The following is a 23,606-nucleotide window of genomic DNA, read 5'->3' as shown; positions in this document are numbered from 1 at the left end:
CTTCAACTCTCCAAACGTTTGCCAATTGCACTCAACGCCGAACGCAGCGCGTCATGCGCGCCCTGATCCCTCAGGGTGTCTGTCATCTGCAAGCTCAATGTGCCCTCTGTCGCAAGCGCGTCACGCTCCTGCGCCAGCCGACCTGCGTTGCCTTTTTCCATCGTGGCCAGGAAGCCTGACATCAATTGAGTGGTATAGAACTCGGCCTTATCGGCATCACCAGTTACATCGCCCAGCCATTTGGCTCCGGTGGCCATCAGATCGAGAATGCCGGGAACCATGGCGCAAATGGCGAAATGTGCGTTCAGCGCGAATTCATCCGCAACCTTGACCACAGGGTTCTCGGGCTCAAAAAGATCGGCCAACAACCGATCGTTGCCAAAAGCAGCCATCGGGCAGCCGCCGGTCTCCAGAAAACCCAGCGGAATGGTCTGCACGAAATCTGCCGCCGGCGCGCAAAGCCGAGCAAGTTGCTCGGCGGAAACCGCAGCCATAACAGAAACGATCTGCTGGTCCGCGCGAAAGGTTAGTGGGGTTAGAACCTCAGCGGCGATATGCGGGCGCAGGCACAGGAACACAATGTCCGAGGCGTCGAGCACTGCCTGGGGTTCAGCGACCTTCACGCCCAACTCGGCCTTCAAAGCGGCTGATACCTCGGTATTGCGCTCGGTCACGCAGATTTCATGTCCTTTGGCAGCCATCAGCCGCGCGATTGGGGCGGCGATATGGCCTGTGCCGATGAGGCCGATGCGGCTCATCCCTGCGGTTCCTCAGGGATTGAGGCTGACAACGCCTCGCGCCAGTTGTCCAGCCGTTCGGCCAGAGCCTCGTCTTGCAGAGCCAGAATACCGGCAGCCATCAGGCCGGCGTTGGCTCCTCCAGCGGACCCGATTGCCATGGTCGCAACGGGAAAACCCTTGGGCATTTGCACGATGGAATACAGCGAATCCACGCCTGACAGGGCGCGGGTCTGTACGGGAACTCCGATCACCGGCACCCGCGTTTTCGATGCCATCATGCCAGGCAGATGCGCAGCGCCGCCAGCGCCCGCAATGATAACGTGCAATCCACGCGATACGGCGGTCTTGCCATAGTCCCACAGCCGGTCTGGTGTGCGGTGGGCCGATACGATGCGCGCTTCGTAAGCGACGCCCAGTTCGTCCAGAATATCTGCGGCTTCTTTCATCGTGGGCCAGTCAGATTGGCTGCCCATGATGATCCCGACTTTCACTTCGCTCATCCGCTCTTGTCCCTGCGCTCAGAAAGAGCGCGCACTATAGCCAAATCCGGTTCTCTGGCAATGCGCTACAGGGTGTTCAGGCAATGATATCGGGGGTCAGGCGGTCTTCGATGATGCGGATGATGTCTTTCAGACGCAGTTTCTCTTTTTTCAGTCGTCGTAGCGTCAACTGATCCGCAGTTCCCCGGTCATGCAGCGCTTCAATCGCTTCGTCCAGATCGCGGTGCTGACGGCGGAAAACTTCCAGCTCAACCCGCAGAACTTCGTCAGTTTTCATGGAAAGATCAGTGGGCGCGTTCATTGGCGACTCGGGGTTGTTGTGGTGCTTGCCCAACAAGATAGTGTGTCAGACGTTATCGCGCCAGACCTTGTGGACATCCTGGTTTCTTCCCATATTCTATTACAGGCGGTTGCCAGAACGGGGCCGCACACCACGTCGCTTTGACAATAAAGGACGAAAATACGTGTCGAAACTTACTCTTGGCTCATACCCGCATCTTTTGGGGTTCGAGCAATTGGAACGCCTTCTGGAACGGTCTGCAAAGGCTGGCAACGAAGGATACCCGCCCTATAACATCGAACAGACTTCGGACTTTTCCTATCGCATCACTCTTGCGGTTGCAGGGTTCGCCGAAGAGGATCTGTCGATCACGATCGAGGATCGCCAGCTGGTGATCCGGGGCCGTCAACGCGACGACAGCGAGGGGCGTATATTCCTGCATCGCGGCATTGCGGCGCGCCAGTTTCAGCGCATGTTCGTGCTGGCTGACGGTGTCGAAGTGGGCGAGGCGATCATGGAAAACGGTCTGCTGCACGTGGATCTGACCCGCGCCGTGCCGGAAGCTGTTGTGCAGACCATCAACATACGGAAGGGGTAAGAGCAATGAATACACCGATAGAACTCAACGCCGAAGGCGACCGTATCGTTTATGTCAAAACGGTCGAGGTTGCCGATCTGCCGCGTGATCTACGCGATCAGGCAGGGGATCTGGACCAGCTTTACGCTGTGCATGATTCCGATGGGCAGCAACTGGCGCTGGTGGCCGACCGCAAGCTGGCTTTTGTGCTGGCCCGTCAGCATGACTTGTCCCCGGTGGCCGTTCACTGAACGGCCTCTCCGCGCCTTTTGGGGCGTGACAATTCCCGTAACACAAGCGACACATACGAACTGGCGGACTATGCCGCTTTCACCTGTCACCGGGATATAATCGCATGAGCTGGTTCGAATTCGATTGGGTAGACGCCTTCAGTGACCGCGCCTTTGGTGGCAATGGATGTGCTGTGGTTCATGACGGTGCACATCTGCCCGAGCAGGTGTGCATGGCCTATGTGCGCGAAACCTCTCTGGTCGAATGCACATTTACTGGCCCATCTGACGTGGCCGATATCCGCGTACGGTACTTTCTGGCCAGCCGGGAAATTCCCTTTGCCGGGCATCCAACAATTGCCACTGTCGCTGCCATGCGGTCGCGTGGGATGATCGAAGGCGAAAGCCTGACGCTGGAAACCGGGGCAGGGGTCGTCTCGATTCGGTTGACAGGTGATGAGATCGAAATGACCCAGGTCGCACCGCAATTTGGTGCACATGTTCTGGTGGATCTGGTGGCTTCGACTATCGGCCTTCCTGAAAGCGCTATAATCTCTCCGCCTCAGTTTGTTTCAACCGGTCTGCCGTTCTGCATCACCGTTCTGCGCGACCATGAGGCCTTGCGCGCGGCTCAACTGGTCGAGGGTCCTTTGAGAAAAGTAGCCGAGGCCGCCGGATTTTCGGGTTCGGATATGGCTGAACCCTTTCTGGTCACGCTGGAAGGAGCCACCGATGCAGGTGATACGTTCTCGCGTCTGTTGCTCGCCCCTCCCAGCCCGCCCGAAGACCCGTTCACTGGGTCTGCTACGGGCGCCATGGCGGCGTATCTTTGGAAATATGGATTGATGTCCAAAGACAGTTTCATCGCGGAACAGGGCCACGACATGGGACGTCCCGGACAGGCCACTGTCACGCGAGTTGGCCCGACAGATGGAATGACCGGGATCAAGGTCGCTGGACGAGGGCATGTGTTGATGCGCGGGCAGGTCGATCTGCCGACGGATAAATAGACAGGAACCGGGATTTCGCAATTTTGAGCGGAACGTCTGATCAACAGAACCTCCGCTGAACTGGCCGCGCATGGCCACGCCGCGATGTGAAATCGCACACTATACTGTCTTTACCGCCTTGGCGCAGGTCGCATCCAGTCCAGTGGCTTGATCGACGCGGACCGAGGGTCGATTCCATGTCGGGCGCAAAGCGCATCGAGATATGATCCCGGAACCGGTAGTCCGGCCAGTTGGGTTGCCAACAGCTTTTTCTGATGACCGTAGACATGAACCGAATGCGTAACTTCGCCCTCGATCTCGTCCAGCGCCACGTTCGGGTCATGCAACTTCCAAAGCTCGGCAGGTGCCAGCGGATAGAGGGTCTCGGCCGCCATCGCGTACTTGTCTTCACCGGTTTGGCGCAAGAAATGCCCAAAGGCTTTTGGGCCAGAGCTGCCCCAGGGCAGGCTTTCTATACCCCAACTTTCACCGTTTGCGATACGCTCACGATTATGCCGTCTTGCACGCCGACCACGCCATGGTTGGGTTGGGTTTGCCGACATCACGAAATCCTGCATCAGCCCAAGCGTTTGGGAGTTATTGGGCAAGCGTAGAACCCCGGTTGGAAAGTCGTCGGCTTTGGAACGCGCGAACACCCAATCAGACGCAAAGTCGAAGGCTTTCACGCAATATGCGTCGAGATCGACCCAGATGACCTCGCTTTGCTGAATCAGATGCAATCTGAAGATGTCTGAAAATACGGCTACGCCCTGTCGGTCGCCGGGTTGCAGGGGAAAGGGCGGGGGCCAGAAGACGTCGCTGGCAGGGCGCGTCTGGACACCTGCGGGGATGCCTTGTGTCTCGTGCGGGAGATACAGAACAAACGCATGCCCTTGGTCCAGAAAGGATTGAATGCAAATCTGCTCAAGCCAGGTCAGATCGGACCCGAACCAGAAACTGGCAATGGTTGGCAAAGTGCGAGTCATGGTTCGTGTCTACCCGGCATCCCGCCACACAGCACCAACCCGTGCAGCGCTTGTCAATCAGGACAAACAAAAACGGCCCCCGGAAACCGGAGGCCGAAAGGTCTTGGTGCGCTGGTGTCAGCTTGCAGCGATCAGGCCCATGCTTTCCAGTTTCAACAGCACCTGATGGGCACAGTTGTCGACGTCGACATTCTCTGTCTCGACGGACAACTCTGGGTTCTGGGGCACGTCATAGGGGTCAGAGATGCCGGTGAACTCTTTGATCTTGCCCTCGCGCGCCAGTTTGTAGAGGCCCTTGCGGTCACGGCGTTCGCATTCCTCAATCGAGGTCGCAACATGTACTTCACAGAAGGCACCGAACTGTTCGATCTCTTCCCGAACCGCCCGGCGTGTGGTGGCGTATGGGGCGATCGGTGCACAGATGGCGATACCACCGTTTTTGGTGATCTCGGATGCCACGTAGCCGATGCGGCGGATGTTCAGGTCGCGGTGCTCTTTCGAGAAACCCAGTTCTGACGACAGGTTCTTACGCACGATGTCGCCGTCAAGCAGCGTCACTGGACGGCCACCCATTTCCATCAGCTTGACCATGAGCGCGTTGGCGATGGTCGACTTGCCCGAGCCTGAGAAGCCGGTGAAGAACACGGTAAAGCCCTGTTGGCTGCGTGGCGGCTTGGTTTTGCGCAGTTCGGCCACAACCTCTGGGAACGAGAACCATTCCGGGATTTCCAACCCCTCGGCCAGACGGCGGCGCAGTTCTGTGCCGCTGATGTTCAGGATGGTGACATCATCCTTATCGAGAATCTCGTCATTCGGCTCGTATTGGGCGCGTTCCTGCACATAAACCATGTGTTTGAAATCAACCATCTCGACGCCAATTTCATCTTGGTATTGGCGGAACAAGTCCTGCGCGTCATAGGGGCCATAGAAGTCTTCCCCGGCTGAATTCTTCCCCGGACCAGCATGATCGCGCCCGACGATGAAGTGCGTGCAACCGTGGTTGGCGCGGATCAGACCGTGCCAGACCGCCTCGCGCGGGCCCGCCATGCGCATCGCCAGGTTCAACAACGACATCGAGGTGGTCGAGGCTGGGTACTTGTCCAGTACAGCCTCATAGCAACGGACACGGGTGAAGTGATCCACGTCTCCGGGCTTGGTCATGCCTACCACAGGGTGGATCAGCAGGTTGGCCTGTGCTTCCTTCGCGGCGCGGAAGGTCAGTTCCTGATGCGCGCGGTGCAGCGGGTTGCGGGTCTGGAAGGCCACGATGCGGCGCCAACCCAGCTTGCGGAAATAGGCGCGCAGTTCGTTCGGTGTATCGCGGCGGGCGCGGAAGTCATAGTGAACGGGCTGTTGAATACCCGTCACCGGACCGCCCAGATAGACCTTACCGGCCACGTTGTGCAGATAGTTGACTGCGGGGTGTGCGTCGTCGTCTGCGCCGAACACCTTCTCGGCCTCGCGCGCCTTGTCCGGCGTCCAGCGGTCGGTCACGGTCATGGTGGCAAGGATCACGCCTTCCTGATCGCGCAGGGCGATGTCCTGGCCCAGCTGGATGCTGTCGGCAAAGTCTTCGCTGACATCCAGCGTGATCGGCATCGGCCAGAGCGTACCATCGGCCAGACGCATATTCTCGACCACACCGTCATAGTCGGCCTCGGCCAGGAACCCTTTCAGAGGGTTGAACCCGCCATTCATCAGCAGTTCCAGATCGCAGATCTGGCGCGGGCTCAGGTCATGGCTGGTCAGATCCGCCGCCTCAACCTTCAGTTTCTGGGCGGACTCGTAGGACACATAAAGTTCTGGGATCGGGGCCAGATTGCTTAACATCGTCATTGGAATACTCTTATCGCAGTGTTGATTAGCCAGTGGGTATCAGGCGTTTTCGGGGCATTTGCACTGACTGTTGGGCAAAGTCCACCGGCGTCAATGAAACAAAGGAGGATATGCGCTGATTTTTTCCGAATTGGAAGGAATTTCTAACGTGGAAGCACGCCGTGTGACATGGTTCTTCGGAATGGAATGAATTCCCTTAGGCAGAGTATGACTGTTCCTGTTTTTGTCCGTTTGGCTCTAGTTGCGAGGCGCGCATCACTGGCAGGGCGGGAATCGGTGCCGATACACCACGCAGTTCGAAAGCTCTGATCTCTGTTTGTGCCACATCCACACCTGCGGCGCGCAGCAATTCGTCGGAAACCAGCAGTTCGACGCCCAGAGCTTTGGTTTCGCTTTCCAGGCGGCTGGCCACATTGACTGCATCACCGATGATTGTTTTTGCGGCGTGACCTTGCGCGCCGATTTCGCCCACGACCAGATCGCCAAGATGCAGTCCCATACCGATGCGTATTCCGGGGCTTCCTTCAGCCTCAAGCTGTTCGTTGAACAGATCCAGCGCCCGGCTGATCGCGATCGCCGCATTTAACCCGGCGCGGGCCGAGGTTGCCGCATCGCGTTTTTCAAAAACCGCCAGCAGCCCGTCGCCCATATATTTATCCACGATTCCGCCTTCGCCTGCAATGGCGGGCACCACCGCATCAAAAAACCGGTTCAGTAAAAACACGATGTCATAGGGCAGCTGCCCCGTTGTGCGGGCGGTAAAGCCTCGCATATCCAGAAACAGAACCGCCAATTGACGTTCCTCTCCCTGGCTGGCGTGTCCACGAATGCGTCCTCCATCTGGTCGGAAGACACGGAAAACGGTGGTCGGCTCTGTGGGGCGGATCTGGCATGCCAGCCGCGTCTGGGGCGAAGCGCCAACCGCAGCCAGACTGCGCGCCTCGACCTCGCTGGGTGGCGGCAACGCGTTGCCGCCGTCTTCGACTATGACACGGCATGTTGTGCAGCGTCCTTTGCCACCACACAAGGCCGCATGGGGGACGCCGTTGGCTTGGGAAATCTCAAGCAATGTCATGCCCTTTTCCGCGACCACTTCGGGTCCTCGGGCATAGGAGACACGTACGGAATGCCTGCGCCGCCATAATTTACGCCCAATGAACACGAGGCCCGTTACGCCCAAAGCCATCCAAAAGGCCATCAGGGCGTTGTCTTTGACGCTGAACAGCGTCTGAAAGGCTTCGGGGGACGGCCAGTTATAATGCTCGATATACTGCTCGCGCAGGAATTCGTCAGAAAAATCGGCCCAGATGCGGCGCCCTTCGGTCAGCAGGCCAGCCAGTGCGAACAGTGGAACAAAGACCGCGACGCCGATCAGATAAGGTACGGAACGCGACCACCATTTGGTCAGTCGCAGCCACATATGCAGGCCGATGCACCCATGCACCCAGACGATCAGAAGCAGCGCACTTTGCATCCAGACCGCAATGCTGGGCCACATCAGGATGATAATGTACCCCATCTCGTCATTGACGTCATAAACCTCATGCGCAACCCGGGTGTGAATAATGTGCGAGATCAGTTGCAAAGGGATCAGCAGGCCCAGCACGACTTGAAGTGCTGTGCTGAATGGCATGCGCAATGTCCTGCGCTGCGCGATAGACACGAGGGCAAGACCGGCATGAACGAACAGCGCCGCGTAGAGAAGTACGCTTATGGCGTCGTGGCGCGTCACCTCTTTCCGGCCGTCCTGCATACCGTGCAGATAATCGGTATGAAACAGGCCCAGGCCGATGTTGATGAAGTGAAAAAACGCAAAGACAAACAGGATCAGGCCGCTGCCGATCCGAAGTCGGGTTGCCCACCCGCCGCGCCAAAGAGCGTTGTTCAAAAGCTCACCCGTTTTTCGCCTGTCTTTCGACAATCCTGATACGGCACTGTGACAGGGTCAAGGCGGCACGGCGTGGTCCCCAACCCGTGTCGAGGACCAAAGATCGCTATTATTCGTTTTCGGCCAGGAAACGTTCGGCATCCAGCGCGGCCATGCAGCCCATACCGGCACTAGTGACGGCCTGACGGTAAACGTGGTCTGTCAGATCACCTGCCGCGAATACACCCGGAACCGAAGTCTCAGTAGTGCCCGGCTTGGTCACGACATAGCCGCCCATATGGGTTTCCAGCGTGTCCTTGACCAGCTCGTTCGCCGGGGCGTGACCGATGGCAACAAAAACACCTTTGCACGGGATCTCTGTAATCTCGCCGGTTTTGACATGTTTGACGCGCACGCCTTCCACACCCAAAGGCGCGTCAGTGCCGATCACTTCGTCCAACTCGTGGAACCACAACGGTTCGATCTTTTCGTTTTTCATCAGCCGGTCTTGCAGGATCTTTTCCGCCCGCAACTCATCGCGGCGGTGGATCAAAGTGACTTTGCTGGCGAAGTTGGTTAGGAATAGGGCCTCTTCCACAGCAGTGTTGCCGCCGCCGATCACCACGATTTCCTGCCCGCGATAGAAGAACCCGTCACAAGTGGCGCAGGCCGATACACCAAAGCCTTTGAATTTCTCTTCAGACGGTAGGCCAAGCCATTTGGCGCGCGCGCCAGTGGCCAGGATAACCGCATCTGCGGTGTATGTTGTGCCACTGTCGCCTTTGGCGGTGAAGGGGCGCTGGCTGAGGTCCAGATCGCTGATGATGTCGCCGATCACTTCACAACCCATCGCCTTTGCATGGTCCTGCATGCGCACCATCAGGTCCGGGCCCTGAACCTCGGTATCGCCGGGCCAGTTTTCAACTTCGGTAGTCGTGGTTAATTGGCCGCCGGGCTCGATCCCCTGAACCAGAATAGGCTCCAGCATGGCACGGCTTGCATAAACCCCTGCGGTGTATCCTGCGGGCCCTGACCCGATGATCAGAACCTTGGTGTGTCGTGTGTCGGCCATGCTAACCCCGCTCGAATTGCTTGAATTGGGCCGTTAGCCCGTTGCCCCGATATAGCGCCCGACCGACCCGGCTTAAACCCCCATCCTGATCATGGCCCTGTGCACTGCACTGGAAGGAATTGAGCGATTTGAAAACAAAGAAAATTGCGCATGTGCGAAACATTATTGCGCGCGCCTAGGGGGCTGATATAAGAACCGCAAAAATCAGGAGCATTTTATGGTCACGACTCGGCTGGATGAAATTGATCGCAAGATTCTGGCGGAATTGCAGGCAGACGGTCGCATGACCAATGTCGAACTGGCCAAAAGAGTTGGCATCTCGGCTCCACCTTGCTTGCGCCGGGTGCGCACACTGGAAGAATCCGGCTATATCACCGGCTATCATGCCGAGGTCAATTCACGTGAGCTTGGATTCGAAGTGCAGGTGTTTGCCATGGTCGGGCTGGACAGCCAGGCCGAAACCGAACTGCGCGCGTTCGAGGAACGCTGCCGCGAATGGCCGCTGGTTCGGGAATGCCACATGCTAAATGGCGAAGTGGACTTCATTCTGAAATGCGTCGCACCCGATCTTAGCAGTTTCCAGCAGTTTTTGACCGGCGAACTGCTGACCACGCCGAACGTGGCCAGCGTCAAGACTTCGCTTGTTATCCGCGGCGCAAAAGACGAGCCAGGCGTGCCGTTCGACGTTCTGGAAGACCGTATGAACCGGATGGCGTAACGCCGACACGTTTCGGATGTGCGGTGTTTGGTGGCAGCATCGCAGCCACCGCAAGGGATAGAACCCAACTTAGTACCAGCTGCATGATGCCCCCCATAATGCAGTACCTATTATCACACTCAGGCTGACATCGCGTCGATCTCACCATCTCCGGCGCGCGGCATCAGCAGCGGACCAAAATCGTTGAGCGACTCGATGTGAGCGAACAGGTTCAGATAAATCGACCGCAACGAATGGCTGATCATGCGAACCGCGTTCACACCTGGGTGATATGTCTCGAACTGTAAACCATCTACACGAATAACGGAATGCCGTTTGAGGCAAATGTGAAACAGTTCGACTGGCGTTGGCGGCATTGTTTCAATCACGCCCATACCATCCTGAAATTCAGAGACCGGCGTTAGAATCGGTTCCCCGCCATGCAGATGCCGCAAATGCCCCGGAGCCCCGACGATTCGCGCCGCTGGTCCGGCGATTACGCCCGACATCGGCTTTTGCATCCCAAACGTGTCAGCCATGATCCGAGTCAGTGGGCGGGTCCGCCCACGTGAATCCTCGCGCCCCGGGATCAGAGTGACCGACCCCTTCCATAGCACGGTTTGTGAACTGCCATCCTGCGTCAGAACTGTGTCGCCTGGCATCAGGTCCTCAATCGCAATCGGTCCGTGTTCCGTTTCAACCAGCGATCCGCGCGAAAAGGCGCAAAAGGCGTCTTCAAACATCGGCAGAGCGGGTGCGATGTGACGGGTTTGAGCCACGTCTCCGTTTGGCAGCAGGCTGCTGACTTCGTATCGGCGCAGCTGCGCCTTGGGCTTTGCGACCGGCCGCGGTGCTTCCCGCAAAATGGCCGACGTTTCGATGGCATTTCTGGCCGCACGGGCCAATGAATTAGGAATAGTCATTAATATTCCGTCCCCTCAAATGTCCGAACAGGCCTGGCGTACCCCCGTACAGGCCCACCTGACGAACAGGTTCTTTGTCTTGAAACGAATGGAAGACCCTTGGACGGTGACCGTTCTGGCCCCGCATGGCGACAAAATCTCGCTTTCCAATGGTCAACACATTGACCCCCCAGACAAACTCGTACTTCACGGGCGGCAATTGCCCGCACACACACAAACTCCTGAAAAAAGTCGTAAATTTTTACTTACGACTTACGCGACATCGGGCCGGAGCCTGCCCGATTTGCGTTTACCCCGTATTCAGACCGGCAGCTTGGTCTTGGGGTTCTCCTGCTTCATCGCCGGGCCGCAATACGGCTGGCAACCCTGGCAGAATGGCTTGATACCCGTTTCCACGGCATTTCCAGCTTATGGTCCCGAGTGGCGGCTACCATGGCTTTGAGAAAGCGGGATTTGGGTTTCATGTTTCTGGTCCTGCATTGCGCGGGAAGGTCATTCCCACATCCTTCATGAACCTTTTGTGACGGCGATTTGCGGCACGGATAAGGCTTAACAGGGATGTTTTGCAGACAAGAAATAAATAGGCGCAGTCCTTTCACTCAACACGCCAGCGTTCAAAGCACGAACGTCAGATACCCATCTGATTGCTGGCAAAACTCGTTACGAATCTTGAGTCTGGTAAACACAACAAATGTGGCGGAAAAGTGGCGGGGTGCCTAAATCTGGGTTTGAATCACAATCTTATGACCGAGATCAGCCTGCCGTAATCGGCCTCGTTCCTGTGCGTTGCACGGCGGTAGGAATAGAACCGATCCGGGTCGGAATAGGTGCAATGTCGGGTCCACTCTGATTGCCCAACGCCAGCCTGCCGCAGCCTGTGCAGGCCAAAAGAAGGCAGGTCGAATTGCAGCCGATCATCCTGCCCGTTTGCAAAGAACTGCGTGTTTTCTGGAGAATCGGCGATGAATGCGTCCAGAAACTCGGGACCCACTTCATATGCGCGTTGCGAAATGCTGGGGCCGATCACGGCACTGATGTCGTTTCGAGTGGCACCAAGCGCTTCCATGGCATCCAGCGTGGCTTCTAGCACGCCGTCCAACGCCCCGCGCCAGCCCGCATGGGCGGCGCCGATTACCTGAGCATTTGGGTCCGCAAACAGAACCGGCTGACAATCCGCAGTGAGAATCGTCAACGCGAGGCCGGGGGTCGCAGTGACGATTGCATCCGCCTTGGGCCGTTCGCCCTGAACCGGGCCTTCAACTGTCAGAACTGTCGGAGAATGGACCTGATGCACACCGATCATCGCCTCGGGTGTAACCTCCATTGCGTCCGCCACCCGCTTGCGGTTCAGCGCCACGACCTCAGTCTGGTCAGACGAGCCATAGCCGCAATTCAAACCGCCAAAGATGCCGGACGAGGCCCCGCCGCGACGGGTAAAGAACCCATGACGCATTGGCGACAGCAAGTCTGAGGTCAGAATTTCCAGTGTCATGGCTCTAGTCCTGGCGTTGGGGCGGCATAGGCCGGGAAAAGGCCCATCACTTTGAACAGATTTCCCATTTCATCCGGGTGCGTCAACCGGCGATGCGCGGCAATCAATACATCCAGCTCAGAACCGCTCAGCGCCTTGGACAATGCCTGCGCGCGCGCTGTGATTCCAAGCCGCTCCAGAAACACGCCCTGAGGTGTCACGCGTGTATGGCGACACCCACAGGCACGGGATGCTTCGGCCAAAGGCTCAAAATCCACATGTGCAGTCAGATCGGCCTGACCCGGTGCCGCCAGAGGTTCAGTGCGTTCGTGGTTTTGCAGGGCCTGCAACGTGTCGCCCAGCGAATGCCAGTCGCCATAATCGACGATCAGAGCCGCACCACCATGGCTGGCGATCCGGCCAGCAATCACGGTCAAAATGGGAATCGCTGCCGCACATAGCTCGATCAGATCACCGTCTTTAGTGTCTGCAAGCCTGTCCTTCAACGCTGCTTGCGGCCCGATTGGGCCCCGCCCAAACAGCAGCGCGCCGTCCCGCTCACCCACCAAGCGTTCACTCCACCCGTCGCCATCACGCAGAAACTGACGAATAGGCAGGGCATCAAAGAATTCGTTTGCCACCAAGAACAGAGGCTGGTCCGGCAGGTCTGCGACGCTGTCTATCCAGGTCGGCGCGTAATCCTTCAGGGTCTCGGCCTGCACCTGTTTCAACGCCGGTGAGACCTCGACCAGTGTCACTCTTGCTGCATCGTGGAACCCGGGTACACCCCGCGTCGCGCGTAGAATGTCGGCCATAAGTGTGCCGCGCCCCGGACCCAGCTCGCATAAGGTAAACGGCGCAGGCTTTCCCTGATCCATCCAGCATTGCGCCAAAGACAACCCAACCAGTTCTCCAAACATCTGGCTGATCTCGGGCGCGGTGGTGAAATCCCCCTTGGTCCCGAGTGGATCGCGGGTTGTGTAGTAGCCCAGCGTGGGGTGCAACAGGCATTCGGCCATGTAGTCTGCCACGCTCATCGGCCCATCCTGCCGAATGCGGGCGACCAGATGATCGGTCAGGGTCATGTCGCTCGCCGCGCGCGCAGGGCGAACCAAAGGCCAATCGCGATCATCGGCAGCGACAGGATTTGACCCATGGTCAGGCCATAGCCGCCCACATGCCAGGCCAGCCCCAGCGGGTTGCCGGGTGACACGAACTGAGCATCCGGTTGACGGAAGAACTCGACAATAAAACGCGACGCGCCATATCCCGCCAGAAACAGGCCCATGATCATGCCCGGTTTTTTAAAGGCCCCTCTGCGATAGACCAGCCACAGCAGCAATGTGCCCAACAACACGCCCTCAAGCGCGGCTTCATACAGTTGTGACGGGTGCCTTGCGCACATTCCCGCAACCACGCCGGGACAATCCTGTGCGGCGAAGCCGGGGAAAATCACGGCCCAAGGTAGCTCACTTGGTCGGCCCCACAGTTCTGCATTGACGAAGTTGGCCAGCCGCCCCAACAGCAGGCCGGGCGGAACGGTATAGGCGACCAGATCGCCCAGCGACAGGGAGGGGATCTGATGTCGGCGGGCAAACATGTAGGACGCGAGGATAACGCCCAGCAGGCCGCCATGAAACGCCATGCCGCCTTGCCAGACTTTCAGAATCTCTAACGGGTTCGATAAGTAATAGGCTGGCTGATAAAACAGGACAAAGCCAAGCCTGCCACCCAGAATCACGCCCAGAATGATCCAGGTGACCAGATCCTCCAGCTGATCCGGTTTCATCGGAGGGGAATCCGCGGGCCATAGGGCAGGACGCCGCAGCGCCACAACGGCAAGTCGCCAGGCGATCAGAATTCCGGCAATATAGGCCAGCGCATACCACCTTAACGCGAACTCCATCCCGAACAATGAGATCGAGAACAATTCGGGCGACAGATCGGGGAAGTTCAGAACAGCCTGCATGTGCGTCTCATTGCCCGGGGTTTGCAGGGCAAGTCAACCTTGAGCCTGCGCCATTCTTTGCCCATATACAGATAAACCGTGAGACCGGAGTGTACACATGCAGACCCGCAACAAGATCCTGGACGACGTGTCCCAACTGATGACCAACGCCATGGGCGTAGCGCAAGGCGCGCGGGAAGAGGCCGAGAACGCGATGAAGTCGATGATCGACCGCTGGCTGGCCGACCGCGATTTCGTTACCCGCGAAGAATTTGACGCTGTCCGCGCCATGGCCCAGAAAGCGCGCGAAGAAAATGCAGCGCTTGAGGCGCGTATTGCTGCGCTCGAGGCGAAACTGGAAAAATAACGCCCGGGCGTTTTCCGTTTTCAAATTGTCTGGACAAAGCTTAAAGCCGCGCAATCCAGCCCGGATTGTGCGGTGACGTGTATTTTGACGCGTCGCAGAATTTAATCAAGACAAAGCTCGTGCGACTGCCAATATTTTGATCGCCGTTGCCGACTGTCCACAACTTATTGCTGTTATCCCCAAGAAATAGGGTTGCCAGAACTCACGCCACATCGCACCATATTTAGTACAGGCCCACGGGGGAAGCCCGGCTTGTAGAGCAGGCAACTAGCGCTGGGGCGCTGCCAGCCCCAAAATGCTAGAGATTAGTGAGGTGGCATTATGGCCCTTTCCGAGCAGTATCTCGAAGAAGACATTCATCCGATCGACATTGTTGAACATCTGGCCGAACATCACGACTGGGATTTTGATCGCATTGGGGACGATCAGATTGCCATGGCCGTCGAAGGCCAGTGGCGGACCTATTCGATCACTCTGGCCTGGTCCAACTATGACGAAACGCTGCGCATGGTGTGCTCGTTCGAAATGGAGCCGCCGGCCGAGCGTGAAATGCAGCTCTATGAGTTGCTCAACAAGATGAATGACCAGTGCTGGGCAGGTGCCTTTACCTATTGGGCAAACCAAAAGCTTATGGTCTACCGCTATGGGCTGGTCCTTGCAGGGGGACAGACAGCCAGCGCGGATCAGATCAACACGATGATCACAGCCGCTGTCATGAGCGCCGAGCGGTATTATCCGGCGATCCAACTGGTGACTTGGGGTAATCGAGAGCCAGAAGAAGCCATGCAAGTGGCCATTGCAGAGGCCTACGGCCGGGCGTAAAGCTTTGCCCCAGACCGATATGTAACGCGGGAGGGGCAAATGGACATGACGCGTGTGGCCGAACAGGGGCTTGTGCTTCTGGGGTGCGGAAAGATGGGGTCCGCAATGCTGGCGGGATGGCTGGAACACGGCCTTCCGCCAGCGTCCGTTTGGGTGATCGATCCGTACCCGTCAGACTGGTTGAAAGCGCAGGGTGTCAACATCAACACCCCACTGCCCGAAGCGCCCGCTGTGGTACTTGTCGCCGTTAAACCGCAAATGATGGGCGAGGCATTGCCAGCCATTCAGGCGCTGGGCGGTGGTAAAAGCCTGTTTGTTTCGGTGGCAGCAGGCACATCGATTGCCACATTTGAAACCGTTCTGGGCAACGACACTCCGATCATTCGCGCGATGCCCAACACGCCTGCAGCGATCCGCCAGGGTATCACGGCACTGATCGGCAACAACCAAGCCTCAGGAGATGATCTGACACTGGCTGAAAGCCTGCTGTCGGCGGTGGGCGAGACCGTTCGTCTGGACAATGAAGCGCAGATGGATGCCGTGACCGGCCTCAGCGGCTCTGGCCCGGCTTATGTTTTCCACCTGATCGAAACTCTGGCCGCAGCGGGTGAGGCGCAGGGTTTGCCTGCAGAACTGGCGATGAAACTGGCCAAGTCCACGGTCGCGGGGGCCGGTGCGTTGGCCATGGCGGCTGAGGATGATCCAACGCAACTGCGCGTCAATGTGACCTCTCCAAACGGTACTACGCAGGCCGCGCTTGAAGTTTTGATGCATGATGAGCAGGGCTTTCCCGATCTGCTTCACCGTGCCGTCAAAGCCGCAACTGACCGATCCAAGGAGCTGTCACGTGAGTGAGATTTCATTCGACGACTTTCTCAAGGTCGACATCCGTGTGGGCGAGGTGATCCGCGCCGAACCCTTTCCCGAAGCCCGCAAGCCTGCGATCAAGATGTGGATCGACTTTGGTGACGAAATTGGCGAGCGCAAAACCTCGGCTCAGATCACGGCACATTACGATCCGTCGGCTCTGGTGGGCAAGCAGGTCATGGCCGTTGTCAATTTTCCACCGCGCCAGATCGGCAAGTTCATGTCCGAAGTTCTGGTGCTGGGCCTGCCCGATGAAAACGGCGAGATCGTTCTGATCGGACCGGATGGCAAAGTTCCAACTGGTGGACGGATGCACTGATGAAACTGCTGATCACGCGCCCAATGACACCGGCGGTCGAGGCCCGCGCCCGTACCGAGTTCGACGTAGAGATACGTGAAAACACTCTGCCCTTGTCGCGGCTGGAGATGCTGTCTGCTTTGACGAAATTCGACGTTGTTGTGCCAACACTGGGCGATTTGTTCTCGGCGCAGGTTTTAGCAGATGCGGGTACAGTGCGCTGCAAGCTGTTGGCCAATTTCGGCGTTGGCTACAATCATATCGACGTCGAAGCCGCGCGCGCAGCAGGGGTTGAGGTGACCAACACGCCTGGTGCCGTCACCGATGCGACGGCAGACATCGCTATGACCCTGCTGGTGACCACGGCGCGTCGCGCAGGCGAAGGCGAGCGGCTGGTCCGATCGGGCCAGTGGCAGGGGTGGCACCCGACGCAGATGCTGGGACATCACGTTACCGGCAAGCGCGTCGGCATTGTTGGGATGGGCCGCATCGGGCAGGCCATTGCCCGGCGTTGTCATTTCGGGTTCGGAATGCAGGTGGCATACCAGTCCCGCAGCGCAAAGGACTTGGACTTCCCGGCAGAGTTCATCCCCGATTTGCAGGCTCTGGCCGCCTCGGTCGACTTCCTTGTGCTGGCGGTTCCTGGCGGGGCCGACACTCGCCATCTGGTCAACGCTCAGGTCCTTGAGGCGATGCGCGCTTCGGCCATCCTGGTCAACATTGCGCGGGGCGAGGTCGTGGACGAAATGGCTCTGATCTCGGCGCTTCGATCCGGTCAGATTGCAGGGGCGGGGCTGGACGTCTACGAGTTTGAACCCAAAGTACCTCGGGCCCTTTGCGATATGGAAAACGTCACCTTGCTGCCCCATCTGGGTACGGCCACCGAAGAAGTCCGCAGCAGCATGGGGCACATGGCGCTGGACAACGTCGCGGCCTTTGTCGCAGGCAGGGCACTGCCCAATCCGGTTTAGTCGCCCATCGCCTCACGCCAGTGCTTGCGGCAGAGCGAGACATAGGTCTCGTTGCCGCCGATCTGTACCTGAGCACCCTCGGTGATGGCATTCCCGTTTTCGTCCTGACGAATCACCATTGTGGCCTTGCGGCCGCATTTGCAGATTGTGCGCACCTCGCGCATCTCGTCTGCAAGGGCCAGCAAGGCGGCTGATCCGGGGAACAGTTTTCCCTGAAAATCCACCCTTAACCCATAGGCCAAAACTGGCACTTTCAGATCATCGACTGCGCGTGCCAACTGCCAAACCTGTTCTTCGGACAGGAACTGGGCCTCGTCGATGAACACGCACGCCACCACGCCTTCGTTCAGGCGATTCTGAATCATAGTGAATACATCGTCGTCAGGAGTGAACGTGTCGGCTTGCTCCGAGATACCGATACGCGAGGCTATCCTACCGGCGCCCGCACGCCCGTCAATAGCAGCCGTCATCAGATAGGTCTGCATCCCGCGCTCGCGATAGTTGTGCGAGGCTTGCAGCAACACGGTCGATTTGCCCGCGTTCATGGTCGAATAGTTGAAATACAGCTTTGCCATGGCGCGGGTCTAAATCGCTTGGCGGAAAGGAACAAGACAGCAATCAATTTGATGGAGCGACGTCGCCGTTGTTTCTGCAGAGGCCGAGCTACGCTCTAGGGGATGGAACCCCCACATCTGCAACAGCGACGCCGTCGGCCAACATGTGGCCAAAACGCAGCGAGGCCAAACAATACCACCTCGCAATCACTCATTACCGGCTTGAACTGCCGCCACTCACTCACAAAATCCCCCGCTTATCTGAGGGATAGTCAATGTATGACATTTCAATTATGACTCAGTTATGGGAAATTTCCCGACGCTTTCCCCCGTTTGGACATCGGGCGGGCGTTTGCAGGTAACAAAGGTAAAAAAATGGCAGATATCGGGGCCTATCTGAAGAAGCACACTGAAGCATTGGTCAAGGACGTCGGAATCGAGGCGGCATGTGAAATTACGGGGAAATCGAAGGCCACATTAGGGCGATATTACTCCGACAATGCTGAACATGCGGACAGATTCATGCCTGTGGATGCAGTGGCTCGCCTTGAAAATGCAGCGTCTTATCCGCATGTGACATCTGCTTTGGCTGACCTGAAGAACATCACTCTTTCATATGGCGATCGCAACTCGGATGAACCGCGCACAGGTGGTGTAAATTCGGATGTGATCGCGCTCAGCCAGCGGTTTGCGATGCTGATGACAGAATATCAGGCTGCTATCGAAGACGGCATTATTACCGTGAACGAGGCCAAACGGCTGCTGAAAGAAACCAGTCTGTTGCAACAGGTCCTGATTGAGATGAAGTTGCACTTGGAAGAAGAAAGCGTTAGCTGAGCTTACCGTCTTAGGTGAGTTCTCGCGCACTGGCTGAAAACCGCCGGTTGCTTTGGCCTCATGGCGTGACACTGATTTACGGTCAAAACATGGTCCCACACGGTGCAGCGTGCCTCAATTCAGTCACGCCCATGCGATAGAGTTCTGGCGCAGACTGTGCTGTCGAGGATTAAAAAGCATGCAGATATCGCAAAAGCGTTATAGCAGTTGCGCCGACCCGTTGGTTCGGTGGGCTTTCTTGTGCGCCTTTGCGATGCTGGTGGTTCTGATGACGCTCAGCGGCCACTACGAAGGATCTGACGATGTGATGCGTTGGGTTGGTGTGCGCGACCTTTTGGAAGGGCAGGGCTGGTTTGACCCCTATCAGCATCGGTTGGGACCCGACGACGGCACCCTGATGCATTGGTCGCGTTTGGTCGATGCCCCGATCGCCGGGCTTTATAGTGTGCTGAGCGCGGTTATGGCACCGGAAATCGCCTTTCAGATCACGGCCTTTGCTTGGCCTGCGCTGTTGGCAGCGCTAACCCTTTGGGCTTTTGCAGTAACAGGCGGTGTGTTGGGTGGGCGCGAGGGCGCTATTTCGGCTTTGGTTATCGGAGTTCTGACACTCGAACACTCTCGCAAGTTCGATTATTTCTCGTTCGATCACCACAATCTTCAGATCCTTCTTTTTGCAGCGGCGCTTGCGTTTTTTGTTCTACGAAAAGACAGGCCCTATGCCGCCGGGCTGCTGGGCGTCTGCCTGGCGCTTTCAGTGTCTGTCGGCACCGAGTCGATCCTTCAAGTTGCCCTTATTGCTGTGTTTTGCGCCATCGACTGGATTACAAATGGTGCGTCTTCCCGTCAGCGCACAATGACCTTCGCGACTGCGTTGACAGCGACACTTGCGCTGACCAGCTTTGTCACAACCGGTCGAGAAGGGTTTTTATACCCGAGCTGTGACGCACTGACCCTGAGCGTGGCCCTGCCCGCAAGTGTTGCCGCGCTTGGACTATTGGCTGCGGCCTGGATCGGCTCTGGCTGGTCGGTTCCGGGTCGGTTCGGGGCCTGCATGGCGCTTGCTGTGGTGACACTTGCCGTTGCGTTTGCGTCTGCCCCCCATTGTCTCAGCAATCCAATCGACGCTCTGCCCCAGGATATGCTGGATTACTGGTTGAGCCAGGTGGCTGAGGCTCAGAATATCTCAGTCGTGCTCGAGCGACACAGAGGTGAAGCCGTGGCTTTGATCGCCATGTCCATTCTTTCGATGGGCGCGGCACTTGCCTTCGCCGCAAGATCGCAGGCCAGATTGGGCTACACCTTGTTTTTGGTACTGATTGCTGCCGGTTTCGTTGTGTTCCTCTACCAGAGCCGAATGATGACCTTCCTGAGCGTTTCGCTTGTGGCGGTTCAGGCACAGATTCTCCGCGTGCTTTATGTGTCTTACGCACGGGATCGCCGAATGGCTGCCGGTCTGGCGATGGTGGCGTTTGTAATCTGCGCCTCGCCCAAAGTCGGCATCAGTTTGGAAGAACAGATCGGCGCGCTTTCGCGACCCTCGTTCACCGCTTCGACCGCCGCTGTTGGGCAGGATACGTCAGAAGCAGGTGCCTCTTGCCGCACGCCTCAAGCTTACGCTGCTTTGCAAAGTCTGCCCAGCGGCATGATTCTGGTTGATTTCGACTTTGCCGCGCATGTGCTGCGATATACGGACCATTCGGTTCTGGGCGGAAACTACCATCGGAATCAGGCTGGAATTCTGGCCCAAATTGACCTGTTCCGGGTCGAAGCCTCGCAAGCCGCGCCGCGCTTGGCTGAGCTGGGTGTCGACTACGTTATGCTCTGCACGTCAGCGCCAAGGGCTGAGTTCTGGGCATGGGCGTCGGAAGGGCATGGCCTACAAACTCGGCTGGTCGAAGGCGAGGTGCCTGATTACCTCAGCAGTATTCAGGGCGCACCCGGCGCTGCGTTCCAGATTTTCAAGGTGACGGCCGAAAATTAGGCGTTGTTCAGGCGTGGCGCTTCACGATCACCGAGCCCACCGAATACCCGGCCCCGAAAGAACAGATCAAACCCAGATCGCCCTCTTGCAGGTCATCCGAATACTTCGAAAATGCGATGATCGACCCTGCAGATGAGGTGTTGGCATAATCCTGAAGGATGTTGGGTTGTTCATCCGCCTCTGGCGTACGGCCCAGAACCTTTTTACCGATGAAATCGTTCATGGTTTTGTTCGCCTGATGCAACCAAAGGCGTTTCAGGTCGGTGTTCCCGACCCCTTCTGCTTCCATGTGATCACTGATGTGTTTGCTGACCATCGGCAGCACTTCCTTGAACACTTTTCGACCGTTTTGCATGAATTGCATGTCGCGTCGATCAATCATCCCATCCGGACGCGAGCGGCGCAGGAATCCGTTGTTGTTGCGGATATTGTTCGAAAACGCAGTCGCGCAGCGCGTTGACAGGATTTCGAAATGCGGGCCTTTGGCCTCATCAATCCGTTCGATCAGGGTCGCCGTCGCGACGTCGCCAAAGATGAAGTGACAGTCTCTGTCCCGCCACTCCAGATGGCCCGAACAGATTTCGGGATTGACCACCAGCGCCGCGCGCACCGATCCGGACCGCACCATGTCCGCCGCTGCCTGTATGCCGAACGTTGCCGAAGAACAGGCGACATTCATGTCAAAGCCGAAACCATCGATGCCCAGTTCCTGCTGTATTTCGATTGCTATCGCTGGATAGGCACGCTCGTGGTTTGAGGCGGCGCAAATCACCAGGTCGACATCCGCGGCCGTACGCCCGGCTTGTGCCAGCGCTTTCTTGCAGGCATCAACCGCCATCTCGGTCATAATCCCGGGTTCTTCATCGCTACGTTGGCGCAGGGCTGGATGCATGACGTCGGGGTCCAGCACACCAGCCTTGTCCATCACAAAACGATTCTCGATCCCCGATGCCTTGACGATGAACTCTTCCGAGGAATGCTGCATCGGCTCGATCTGACCGGCCGCGATGGCCTCGGCGTTCTTTTCGTTTTGTTTGTCGGCATAGGCGTTGAACGCTTGGACCAGTTCGGCATTGGTGATGACGTTCTGAGGCGTAAAGACACCGGTACCGGTGATGGCGGGGGTATACATGGCGAGCCCTGAATGTTTCGGATCTGCCCAAAATGCAGTCATGGTGTGATTTGATCAAGGTATGTTGACTTAAGGGAATGTGTTCACAAGTCTAACTTCATATCTTGAATAGTTCAGAATTCGAAGTATATGGCCCCCAAACTCGCGCGGAGACTACTTATGCAAGATGACACCAGCGTCCGGCTAAATCGCCTCAGCCCCGAGATTCAGGCGATCATGGGGGTGTATGCCCTATACTGGAAGCTTGAAGAAACCTTTGACTGTATCGAAACAGATCTGAGCCATCCAGAATGCCACATGTTGATCAAACTGGATCAGCCGAAACGCATGGGGGTGCTGGCCGCCGATATGCTGAGCGTCCCGTCCACGATCACTGCCACAGCCGACGCTTTGGAAAAGGCTGGCTATCTGACCCGCGAACGCGACCCCGAAGACCGCCGGGCCTGGCTTTTGGTGCTGACCGAAAAAGGTGAAGAGGCGCGCAACATGCTGGTCAATGAGGCCGGAGGACTTTTCCACAGAGCCTCTGGTCTGAACAAAGAAGAAACTGCCGAATTCGCGCGCCTGGCGCGCAAGATCCGTGACAACGTTTTGAAAACGGGAATTCCCGAGGGATTGAAGAAATGAAACTCCTGACCTCTATCGGCCTTGCTCTGGCCGTTCTGGCAAGCCCCATTGCCGCGCAAGACACTCCGAAACCAGTAAAGCTTATGCAGGTGCACGAAACGGCGCCGGGCTTTACCCGCCAGTTCTTTGGTCGCGTCGCCGCACGTCAAACCGTCGATCTGGCCTTTCAGGTTGCAGGCCAGATCGTCGAGATGCCTGTCAACGAAGGGTTCGTGATCCCGAAAGACGGCCTGATCGCACGTTTGGATCAGGAACCGTTTGAACTGCGTCTGAATCGGGCGCGGTTACAAAAGGAACAGGCAGATCGCACCGTTGCGCGCCTCTCACGTCTGCGGGGTACAGCCGCTAGCCAGGTGGCCGTCGATGATGCTGAGACCGAGGCGCAATTGGCTGCGATTGCCCTGCGCGATGCGGAATATGATCTGGAACATGCGACACTGACCGCACCTTTTGACGCGCTGGTCTCCAGCCGTGCGGTCGAGGCCTTCACCACCGTCTCGTCGGGCTCTCCCATCGTTCGCATTCACGACATGTCCGAATTGCGTATCGAGGTAGACGTTCCTGAAATCTTGTTCCAACGCTCGAACCAGAATGAAGACATCGCGATCACAGCAAAATTCCCGGTTAGTGAAGAGGTCTTCCCGCTGGAGATTCGCGAATTCGACGCGGAAACCTCCAGCGTCGGACAGACCTTCCGCATCCAGTTCGGCCTGACCCCACCCGAGGGCCTGCAGATCCTCCCTGGCTCGTCGGTCACCGTAAACGTACATGTAAAGGACGAACGTAAAGGTATTGTCGTGCCGGCAACGGCTATTGTCGTTGATGCCACCGGTGAGCTGAGCGTCATGGTGTTCTCGCCGACCGGCGCTGATGAAGGCTCCGTTCGCCGTGTACCTGTGACCATCGAACCCACGCAAACCGGCGATATACGGGTTCTAACTGGACTTTCTGATGGTGACGAAGTTGTCGTCGCCGGAGGTGCCGTGTTGACCGACGGCCAAGCGGTGCGCCGGTTTACAGGTTTTGCGAATTAA

The 23,606-nt window shown here is 57.5% G+C and carries 27 protein-coding genes; 14 read left to right on the top strand and 13 right to left on the bottom strand.

The window, feature by feature from the left end:
• Positions 1 to 2: 2 nt before the first annotated feature.
• The 3 genes from ACXADZ_RS14135 to ACXADZ_RS14125 form a co-directional block, all read right to left on the bottom strand.
• A complete protein-coding gene (locus ACXADZ_RS14135; RefSeq protein WP_475197267.1) occupies positions 3 to 758 on the bottom strand; it encodes an NAD(P)-binding domain-containing protein in 756 nt (251 codons plus the stop codon).
• On the bottom strand, positions 755 to 1,240 hold the full coding sequence (purE, locus tag ACXADZ_RS14130) for a 5-(carboxyamino)imidazole ribonucleotide mutase (RefSeq protein WP_475197266.1): 486 nt from the start codon (positions 1,238 to 1,240) through the stop codon (positions 755 to 757). Before purE ends, ACXADZ_RS14135 begins: the two co-directional genes overlap by 4 nt.
• 76 nt (positions 1,241 to 1,316) lie before the next feature.
• Complete coding sequence (locus tag ACXADZ_RS14125) at positions 1,317 to 1,541, bottom strand: YdcH family protein (RefSeq protein WP_050604880.1); 225 nt, start codon at positions 1,539 to 1,541, stop codon at positions 1,317 to 1,319.
• 163 nt (positions 1,542 to 1,704) lie between these two features.
• Here ACXADZ_RS14125 and ACXADZ_RS14120 point away from each other — a divergent pair, with 163 nt between their 5' ends.
• The 3 genes from ACXADZ_RS14120 to ACXADZ_RS14110 all read left to right on the top strand — a co-directional run bounded on the left by ACXADZ_RS14120 (position 1,705) and on the right by ACXADZ_RS14110 (position 3,337).
• Positions 1,705 to 2,118 (top strand): Hsp20 family protein, encoded by a 414-nt coding sequence (locus ACXADZ_RS14120; RefSeq protein ID WP_171091687.1) that lies wholly within the window; start codon positions 1,705 to 1,707, stop codon positions 2,116 to 2,118.
• Between the two features lie 5 nt (positions 2,119 to 2,123).
• Entirely contained in the window at positions 2,124 to 2,348 is a 225-nt protein-coding gene (locus ACXADZ_RS14115; protein WP_475197262.1) for a DUF1150 family protein, read from the top strand.
• Positions 2,349 to 2,452: 104 nt separating this feature from the next.
• Complete coding sequence (locus tag ACXADZ_RS14110) at positions 2,453 to 3,337, top strand: PhzF family phenazine biosynthesis protein (RefSeq protein ID WP_475197260.1); 885 nt, start codon at positions 2,453 to 2,455, stop codon at positions 3,335 to 3,337.
• A gap of 110 nt (positions 3,338 to 3,447) precedes the next feature.
• On the opposite strand, the gene ACXADZ_RS14105 is transcribed toward ACXADZ_RS14110, so the two are convergent.
• From ACXADZ_RS14105 to ACXADZ_RS14095, 3 genes are all read right to left on the bottom strand, one after another.
• A complete protein-coding gene (locus tag ACXADZ_RS14105) occupies positions 3,448 to 4,302 on the bottom strand; it encodes a hypothetical protein (protein ID WP_475197257.1) in 855 nt (284 codons plus the stop codon).
• Positions 4,303 to 4,419: 117 nt separating this feature from the next.
• Positions 4,420 to 6,138, bottom strand: coding sequence for a bifunctional sulfate adenylyltransferase/adenylylsulfate kinase (locus tag ACXADZ_RS14100; RefSeq protein ID WP_475197253.1), 1,719 nt, complete (start codon positions 6,136 to 6,138; stop codon positions 4,420 to 4,422).
• A gap of 196 nt (positions 6,139 to 6,334) precedes the next feature.
• Entirely contained in the window at positions 6,335 to 7,771 is a 1,437-nt protein-coding gene (locus ACXADZ_RS14095; RefSeq protein WP_475197249.1) for an adenylate/guanylate cyclase domain-containing protein, read from the bottom strand.
• A 45-nt stretch (positions 7,772 to 7,816) separates the two neighbouring features.
• Between ACXADZ_RS14095 and ACXADZ_RS14090 the strand changes: the two genes are divergently transcribed.
• A complete protein-coding gene (locus ACXADZ_RS14090) occupies positions 7,817 to 8,065 on the top strand; it encodes a hypothetical protein (protein ID WP_475197247.1) in 249 nt (82 codons plus the stop codon).
• Positions 8,066 to 8,135: 70 nt separating this feature from the next.
• Here the strand turns inward: ACXADZ_RS14090 and trxB are convergent, their stop codons facing one another.
• Entirely contained in the window at positions 8,136 to 9,077 is a 942-nt protein-coding gene (gene trxB, locus ACXADZ_RS14085) for a thioredoxin-disulfide reductase (protein ID WP_171091675.1), read from the bottom strand.
• A gap of 217 nt (positions 9,078 to 9,294) precedes the next feature.
• Between trxB and ACXADZ_RS14080 the strand changes: the two genes are divergently transcribed.
• Positions 9,295 to 9,795 (top strand): Lrp/AsnC family transcriptional regulator, encoded by a 501-nt coding sequence (locus ACXADZ_RS14080; protein WP_171091673.1) that lies wholly within the window; start codon positions 9,295 to 9,297, stop codon positions 9,793 to 9,795.
• A gap of 119 nt (positions 9,796 to 9,914) precedes the next feature.
• Here the strand turns inward: ACXADZ_RS14080 and ACXADZ_RS14075 are convergent, their stop codons facing one another.
• From ACXADZ_RS14075 to lgt, 4 genes are all read right to left on the bottom strand, one after another.
• Entirely contained in the window at positions 9,915 to 10,697 is a 783-nt protein-coding gene (locus tag ACXADZ_RS14075; protein WP_475197245.1) for a Hint domain-containing protein, read from the bottom strand.
• 733 nt (positions 10,698 to 11,430) lie between these two features.
• Complete coding sequence (gene pgeF / locus ACXADZ_RS14070; protein WP_475197243.1) at positions 11,431 to 12,189, bottom strand: peptidoglycan editing factor PgeF; 759 nt, start codon at positions 12,187 to 12,189, stop codon at positions 11,431 to 11,433.
• Entirely contained in the window at positions 12,186 to 13,253 is a 1,068-nt protein-coding gene (locus tag ACXADZ_RS14065; RefSeq protein WP_475197240.1) for a class I SAM-dependent methyltransferase, read from the bottom strand. The genes pgeF and ACXADZ_RS14065 overlap by 4 nt, the downstream gene beginning before the upstream one ends.
• Positions 13,250 to 14,137: a prolipoprotein diacylglyceryl transferase gene (lgt, locus tag ACXADZ_RS14060; RefSeq protein ID WP_475197239.1), complete on the bottom strand. Its 888-nt coding sequence runs from the start codon at positions 14,135 to 14,137 to the stop codon at positions 13,250 to 13,252. Before lgt ends, ACXADZ_RS14065 begins: the two co-directional genes overlap by 4 nt.
• 97 nt (positions 14,138 to 14,234) lie before the next feature.
• Between lgt and ACXADZ_RS14055 the strand changes: the two genes are divergently transcribed.
• The 5 genes from ACXADZ_RS14055 to ACXADZ_RS14035 all read left to right on the top strand — a co-directional run bounded on the left by ACXADZ_RS14055 (position 14,235) and on the right by ACXADZ_RS14035 (position 17,441).
• Entirely contained in the window at positions 14,235 to 14,483 is a 249-nt protein-coding gene (locus ACXADZ_RS14055; RefSeq protein WP_171669487.1) for an accessory factor UbiK family protein, read from the top strand.
• A 321-nt stretch (positions 14,484 to 14,804) separates the two neighbouring features.
• Positions 14,805 to 15,305 (top strand): type III secretion system chaperone family protein, encoded by a 501-nt coding sequence (locus tag ACXADZ_RS14050; RefSeq protein ID WP_171091662.1) that lies wholly within the window; start codon positions 14,805 to 14,807, stop codon positions 15,303 to 15,305.
• 39 nt (positions 15,306 to 15,344) lie between these two features.
• Complete coding sequence (proC, locus tag ACXADZ_RS14045; protein WP_171669488.1) at positions 15,345 to 16,160, top strand: pyrroline-5-carboxylate reductase; 816 nt, start codon at positions 15,345 to 15,347, stop codon at positions 16,158 to 16,160.
• Positions 16,153 to 16,491, top strand: coding sequence for a tRNA-binding protein (locus ACXADZ_RS14040; RefSeq protein ID WP_475197237.1), 339 nt, complete (start codon positions 16,153 to 16,155; stop codon positions 16,489 to 16,491). The genes proC and ACXADZ_RS14040 overlap by 8 nt, the downstream gene beginning before the upstream one ends.
• Entirely contained in the window at positions 16,491 to 17,441 is a 951-nt protein-coding gene (locus tag ACXADZ_RS14035; protein WP_475197236.1) for a 2-hydroxyacid dehydrogenase, read from the top strand. Before ACXADZ_RS14040 ends, ACXADZ_RS14035 begins: the two co-directional genes overlap by 1 nt.
• Here the strand turns inward: ACXADZ_RS14035 and ACXADZ_RS14030 are convergent.
• Complete coding sequence (locus tag ACXADZ_RS14030; RefSeq protein ID WP_171186377.1) at positions 17,438 to 18,016, bottom strand: thymidine kinase; 579 nt, start codon at positions 18,014 to 18,016, stop codon at positions 17,438 to 17,440. The genes ACXADZ_RS14035 and ACXADZ_RS14030 overlap by 4 nt on opposite strands.
• Before the next feature lie 354 nt (positions 18,017 to 18,370).
• Here ACXADZ_RS14030 and ACXADZ_RS14025 point away from each other — a divergent pair, with 354 nt between their 5' ends.
• Positions 18,371 to 18,832, top strand: a complete 462-nt coding sequence (locus tag ACXADZ_RS14025) for a hypothetical protein (RefSeq protein ID WP_171091651.1) — start codon at positions 18,371 to 18,373, stop codon at positions 18,830 to 18,832.
• 178 nt (positions 18,833 to 19,010) lie between these two features.
• A complete protein-coding gene (locus ACXADZ_RS14020; protein ID WP_475197233.1) occupies positions 19,011 to 20,813 on the top strand; it encodes a hypothetical protein in 1,803 nt (600 codons plus the stop codon).
• 7 nt (positions 20,814 to 20,820) lie between these two features.
• Here the strand turns inward: ACXADZ_RS14020 and ACXADZ_RS14015 are convergent, their stop codons facing one another.
• Complete coding sequence (locus ACXADZ_RS14015) at positions 20,821 to 21,945, bottom strand: beta-ketoacyl-ACP synthase III (RefSeq protein ID WP_171669491.1); 1,125 nt, start codon at positions 21,943 to 21,945, stop codon at positions 20,821 to 20,823.
• 159 nt (positions 21,946 to 22,104) lie between these two features.
• On the opposite strand from ACXADZ_RS14015, the gene ACXADZ_RS14010 reads away from it, so the two are divergent.
• Together ACXADZ_RS14010 and ACXADZ_RS14005 are read left to right on the top strand one after the other, a co-directional pair.
• Positions 22,105 to 22,572 (top strand): MarR family winged helix-turn-helix transcriptional regulator, encoded by a 468-nt coding sequence (locus ACXADZ_RS14010; protein WP_171091646.1) that lies wholly within the window; start codon positions 22,105 to 22,107, stop codon positions 22,570 to 22,572.
• Positions 22,569 to 23,606, top strand: coding sequence for an efflux RND transporter periplasmic adaptor subunit (locus tag ACXADZ_RS14005; RefSeq protein ID WP_171091644.1), 1,038 nt, complete (start codon positions 22,569 to 22,571; stop codon positions 23,604 to 23,606). The genes ACXADZ_RS14010 and ACXADZ_RS14005 overlap by 4 nt, the downstream gene beginning before the upstream one ends.

This window comes from Ruegeria sp. ABM4_193 (assembly GCF_056158705.1).
The sequence above is the reverse complement of the archived record's forward strand: the minus strand, read 5'-3'. Positions and strand labels throughout refer to the sequence as shown.

What these genes read in the sequence shown, in the direction of transcription:
- ACXADZ_RS14075 (WP_475197245.1), bottom strand. Translation starts at nt 10,697, where the DNA reads ATGACTATTCCTAATTCATTGGCCCGTGCGGCCAGAAATGCCATCGAA.
- ACXADZ_RS14080 (WP_171091673.1), top strand. Translation starts at nt 9,295, where the DNA reads ATGGTCACGACTCGGCTGGATGAAATTGATCGCAAGATTCTGGCGGAA.
- lgt (WP_475197239.1), bottom strand. Translation starts at nt 14,137, where the DNA reads ATGCAGGCTGTTCTGAACTTCCCCGATCTGTCGCCCGAATTGTTCTCG.
- ACXADZ_RS14125 (WP_050604880.1), bottom strand. Translation starts at nt 1,541, where the DNA reads ATGAACGCGCCCACTGATCTTTCCATGAAAACTGACGAAGTTCTGCGG.
- ACXADZ_RS14110 (WP_475197260.1), top strand. Translation starts at nt 2,453, where the DNA reads ATGAGCTGGTTCGAATTCGATTGGGTAGACGCCTTCAGTGACCGCGCC.
- ACXADZ_RS14030 (WP_171186377.1), bottom strand. Translation starts at nt 18,016, where the DNA reads ATGGCAAAGCTGTATTTCAACTATTCGACCATGAACGCGGGCAAATCG.
- ACXADZ_RS14105 (WP_475197257.1), bottom strand. Translation starts at nt 4,302, where the DNA reads ATGACTCGCACTTTGCCAACCATTGCCAGTTTCTGGTTCGGGTCCGAT.
- ACXADZ_RS14055 (WP_171669487.1), top strand. Translation starts at nt 14,235, where the DNA reads ATGCAGACCCGCAACAAGATCCTGGACGACGTGTCCCAACTGATGACC.
- ACXADZ_RS14010 (WP_171091646.1), top strand. Translation starts at nt 22,105, where the DNA reads ATGCAAGATGACACCAGCGTCCGGCTAAATCGCCTCAGCCCCGAGATT.
- ACXADZ_RS14095 (WP_475197249.1), bottom strand. Translation starts at nt 7,771, where the DNA reads ATGCCATTCAGCACAGCACTTCAAGTCGTGCTGGGCCTGCTGATCCCT.
- ACXADZ_RS14135 (WP_475197267.1), bottom strand. Translation starts at nt 758, where the DNA reads ATGAGCCGCATCGGCCTCATCGGCACAGGCCATATCGCCGCCCCAATC.
- ACXADZ_RS14005 (WP_171091644.1), top strand. Translation starts at nt 22,569, where the DNA reads ATGAAACTCCTGACCTCTATCGGCCTTGCTCTGGCCGTTCTGGCAAGC.
- ACXADZ_RS14090 (WP_475197247.1), top strand. Translation starts at nt 7,817, where the DNA reads ATGAACGAACAGCGCCGCGTAGAGAAGTACGCTTATGGCGTCGTGGCG.
- proC (WP_171669488.1), top strand. Translation starts at nt 15,345, where the DNA reads ATGGACATGACGCGTGTGGCCGAACAGGGGCTTGTGCTTCTGGGGTGC.
- ACXADZ_RS14115 (WP_475197262.1), top strand. Translation starts at nt 2,124, where the DNA reads ATGAATACACCGATAGAACTCAACGCCGAAGGCGACCGTATCGTTTAT.
- purE (WP_475197266.1), bottom strand. Translation starts at nt 1,240, where the DNA reads ATGAGCGAAGTGAAAGTCGGGATCATCATGGGCAGCCAATCTGACTGG.
- pgeF (WP_475197243.1), bottom strand. Translation starts at nt 12,189, where the DNA reads ATGACACTGGAAATTCTGACCTCAGACTTGCTGTCGCCAATGCGTCAT.
- ACXADZ_RS14065 (WP_475197240.1), bottom strand. Translation starts at nt 13,253, where the DNA reads ATGACCCTGACCGATCATCTGGTCGCCCGCATTCGGCAGGATGGGCCG.
- ACXADZ_RS14020 (WP_475197233.1), top strand. Translation starts at nt 19,011, where the DNA reads ATGCAGATATCGCAAAAGCGTTATAGCAGTTGCGCCGACCCGTTGGTT.
- ACXADZ_RS14035 (WP_475197236.1), top strand. Translation starts at nt 16,491, where the DNA reads ATGAAACTGCTGATCACGCGCCCAATGACACCGGCGGTCGAGGCCCGC.
- ACXADZ_RS14100 (WP_475197253.1), bottom strand. Translation starts at nt 6,138, where the DNA reads ATGACGATGTTAAGCAATCTGGCCCCGATCCCAGAACTTTATGTGTCC.
- ACXADZ_RS14025 (WP_171091651.1), top strand. Translation starts at nt 18,371, where the DNA reads ATGGCAGATATCGGGGCCTATCTGAAGAAGCACACTGAAGCATTGGTC.
- ACXADZ_RS14015 (WP_171669491.1), bottom strand. Translation starts at nt 21,945, where the DNA reads ATGTATACCCCCGCCATCACCGGTACCGGTGTCTTTACGCCTCAGAAC.
- ACXADZ_RS14050 (WP_171091662.1), top strand. Translation starts at nt 14,805, where the DNA reads ATGGCCCTTTCCGAGCAGTATCTCGAAGAAGACATTCATCCGATCGAC.
- trxB (WP_171091675.1), bottom strand. Translation starts at nt 9,077, where the DNA reads ATGGCCGACACACGACACACCAAGGTTCTGATCATCGGGTCAGGGCCC.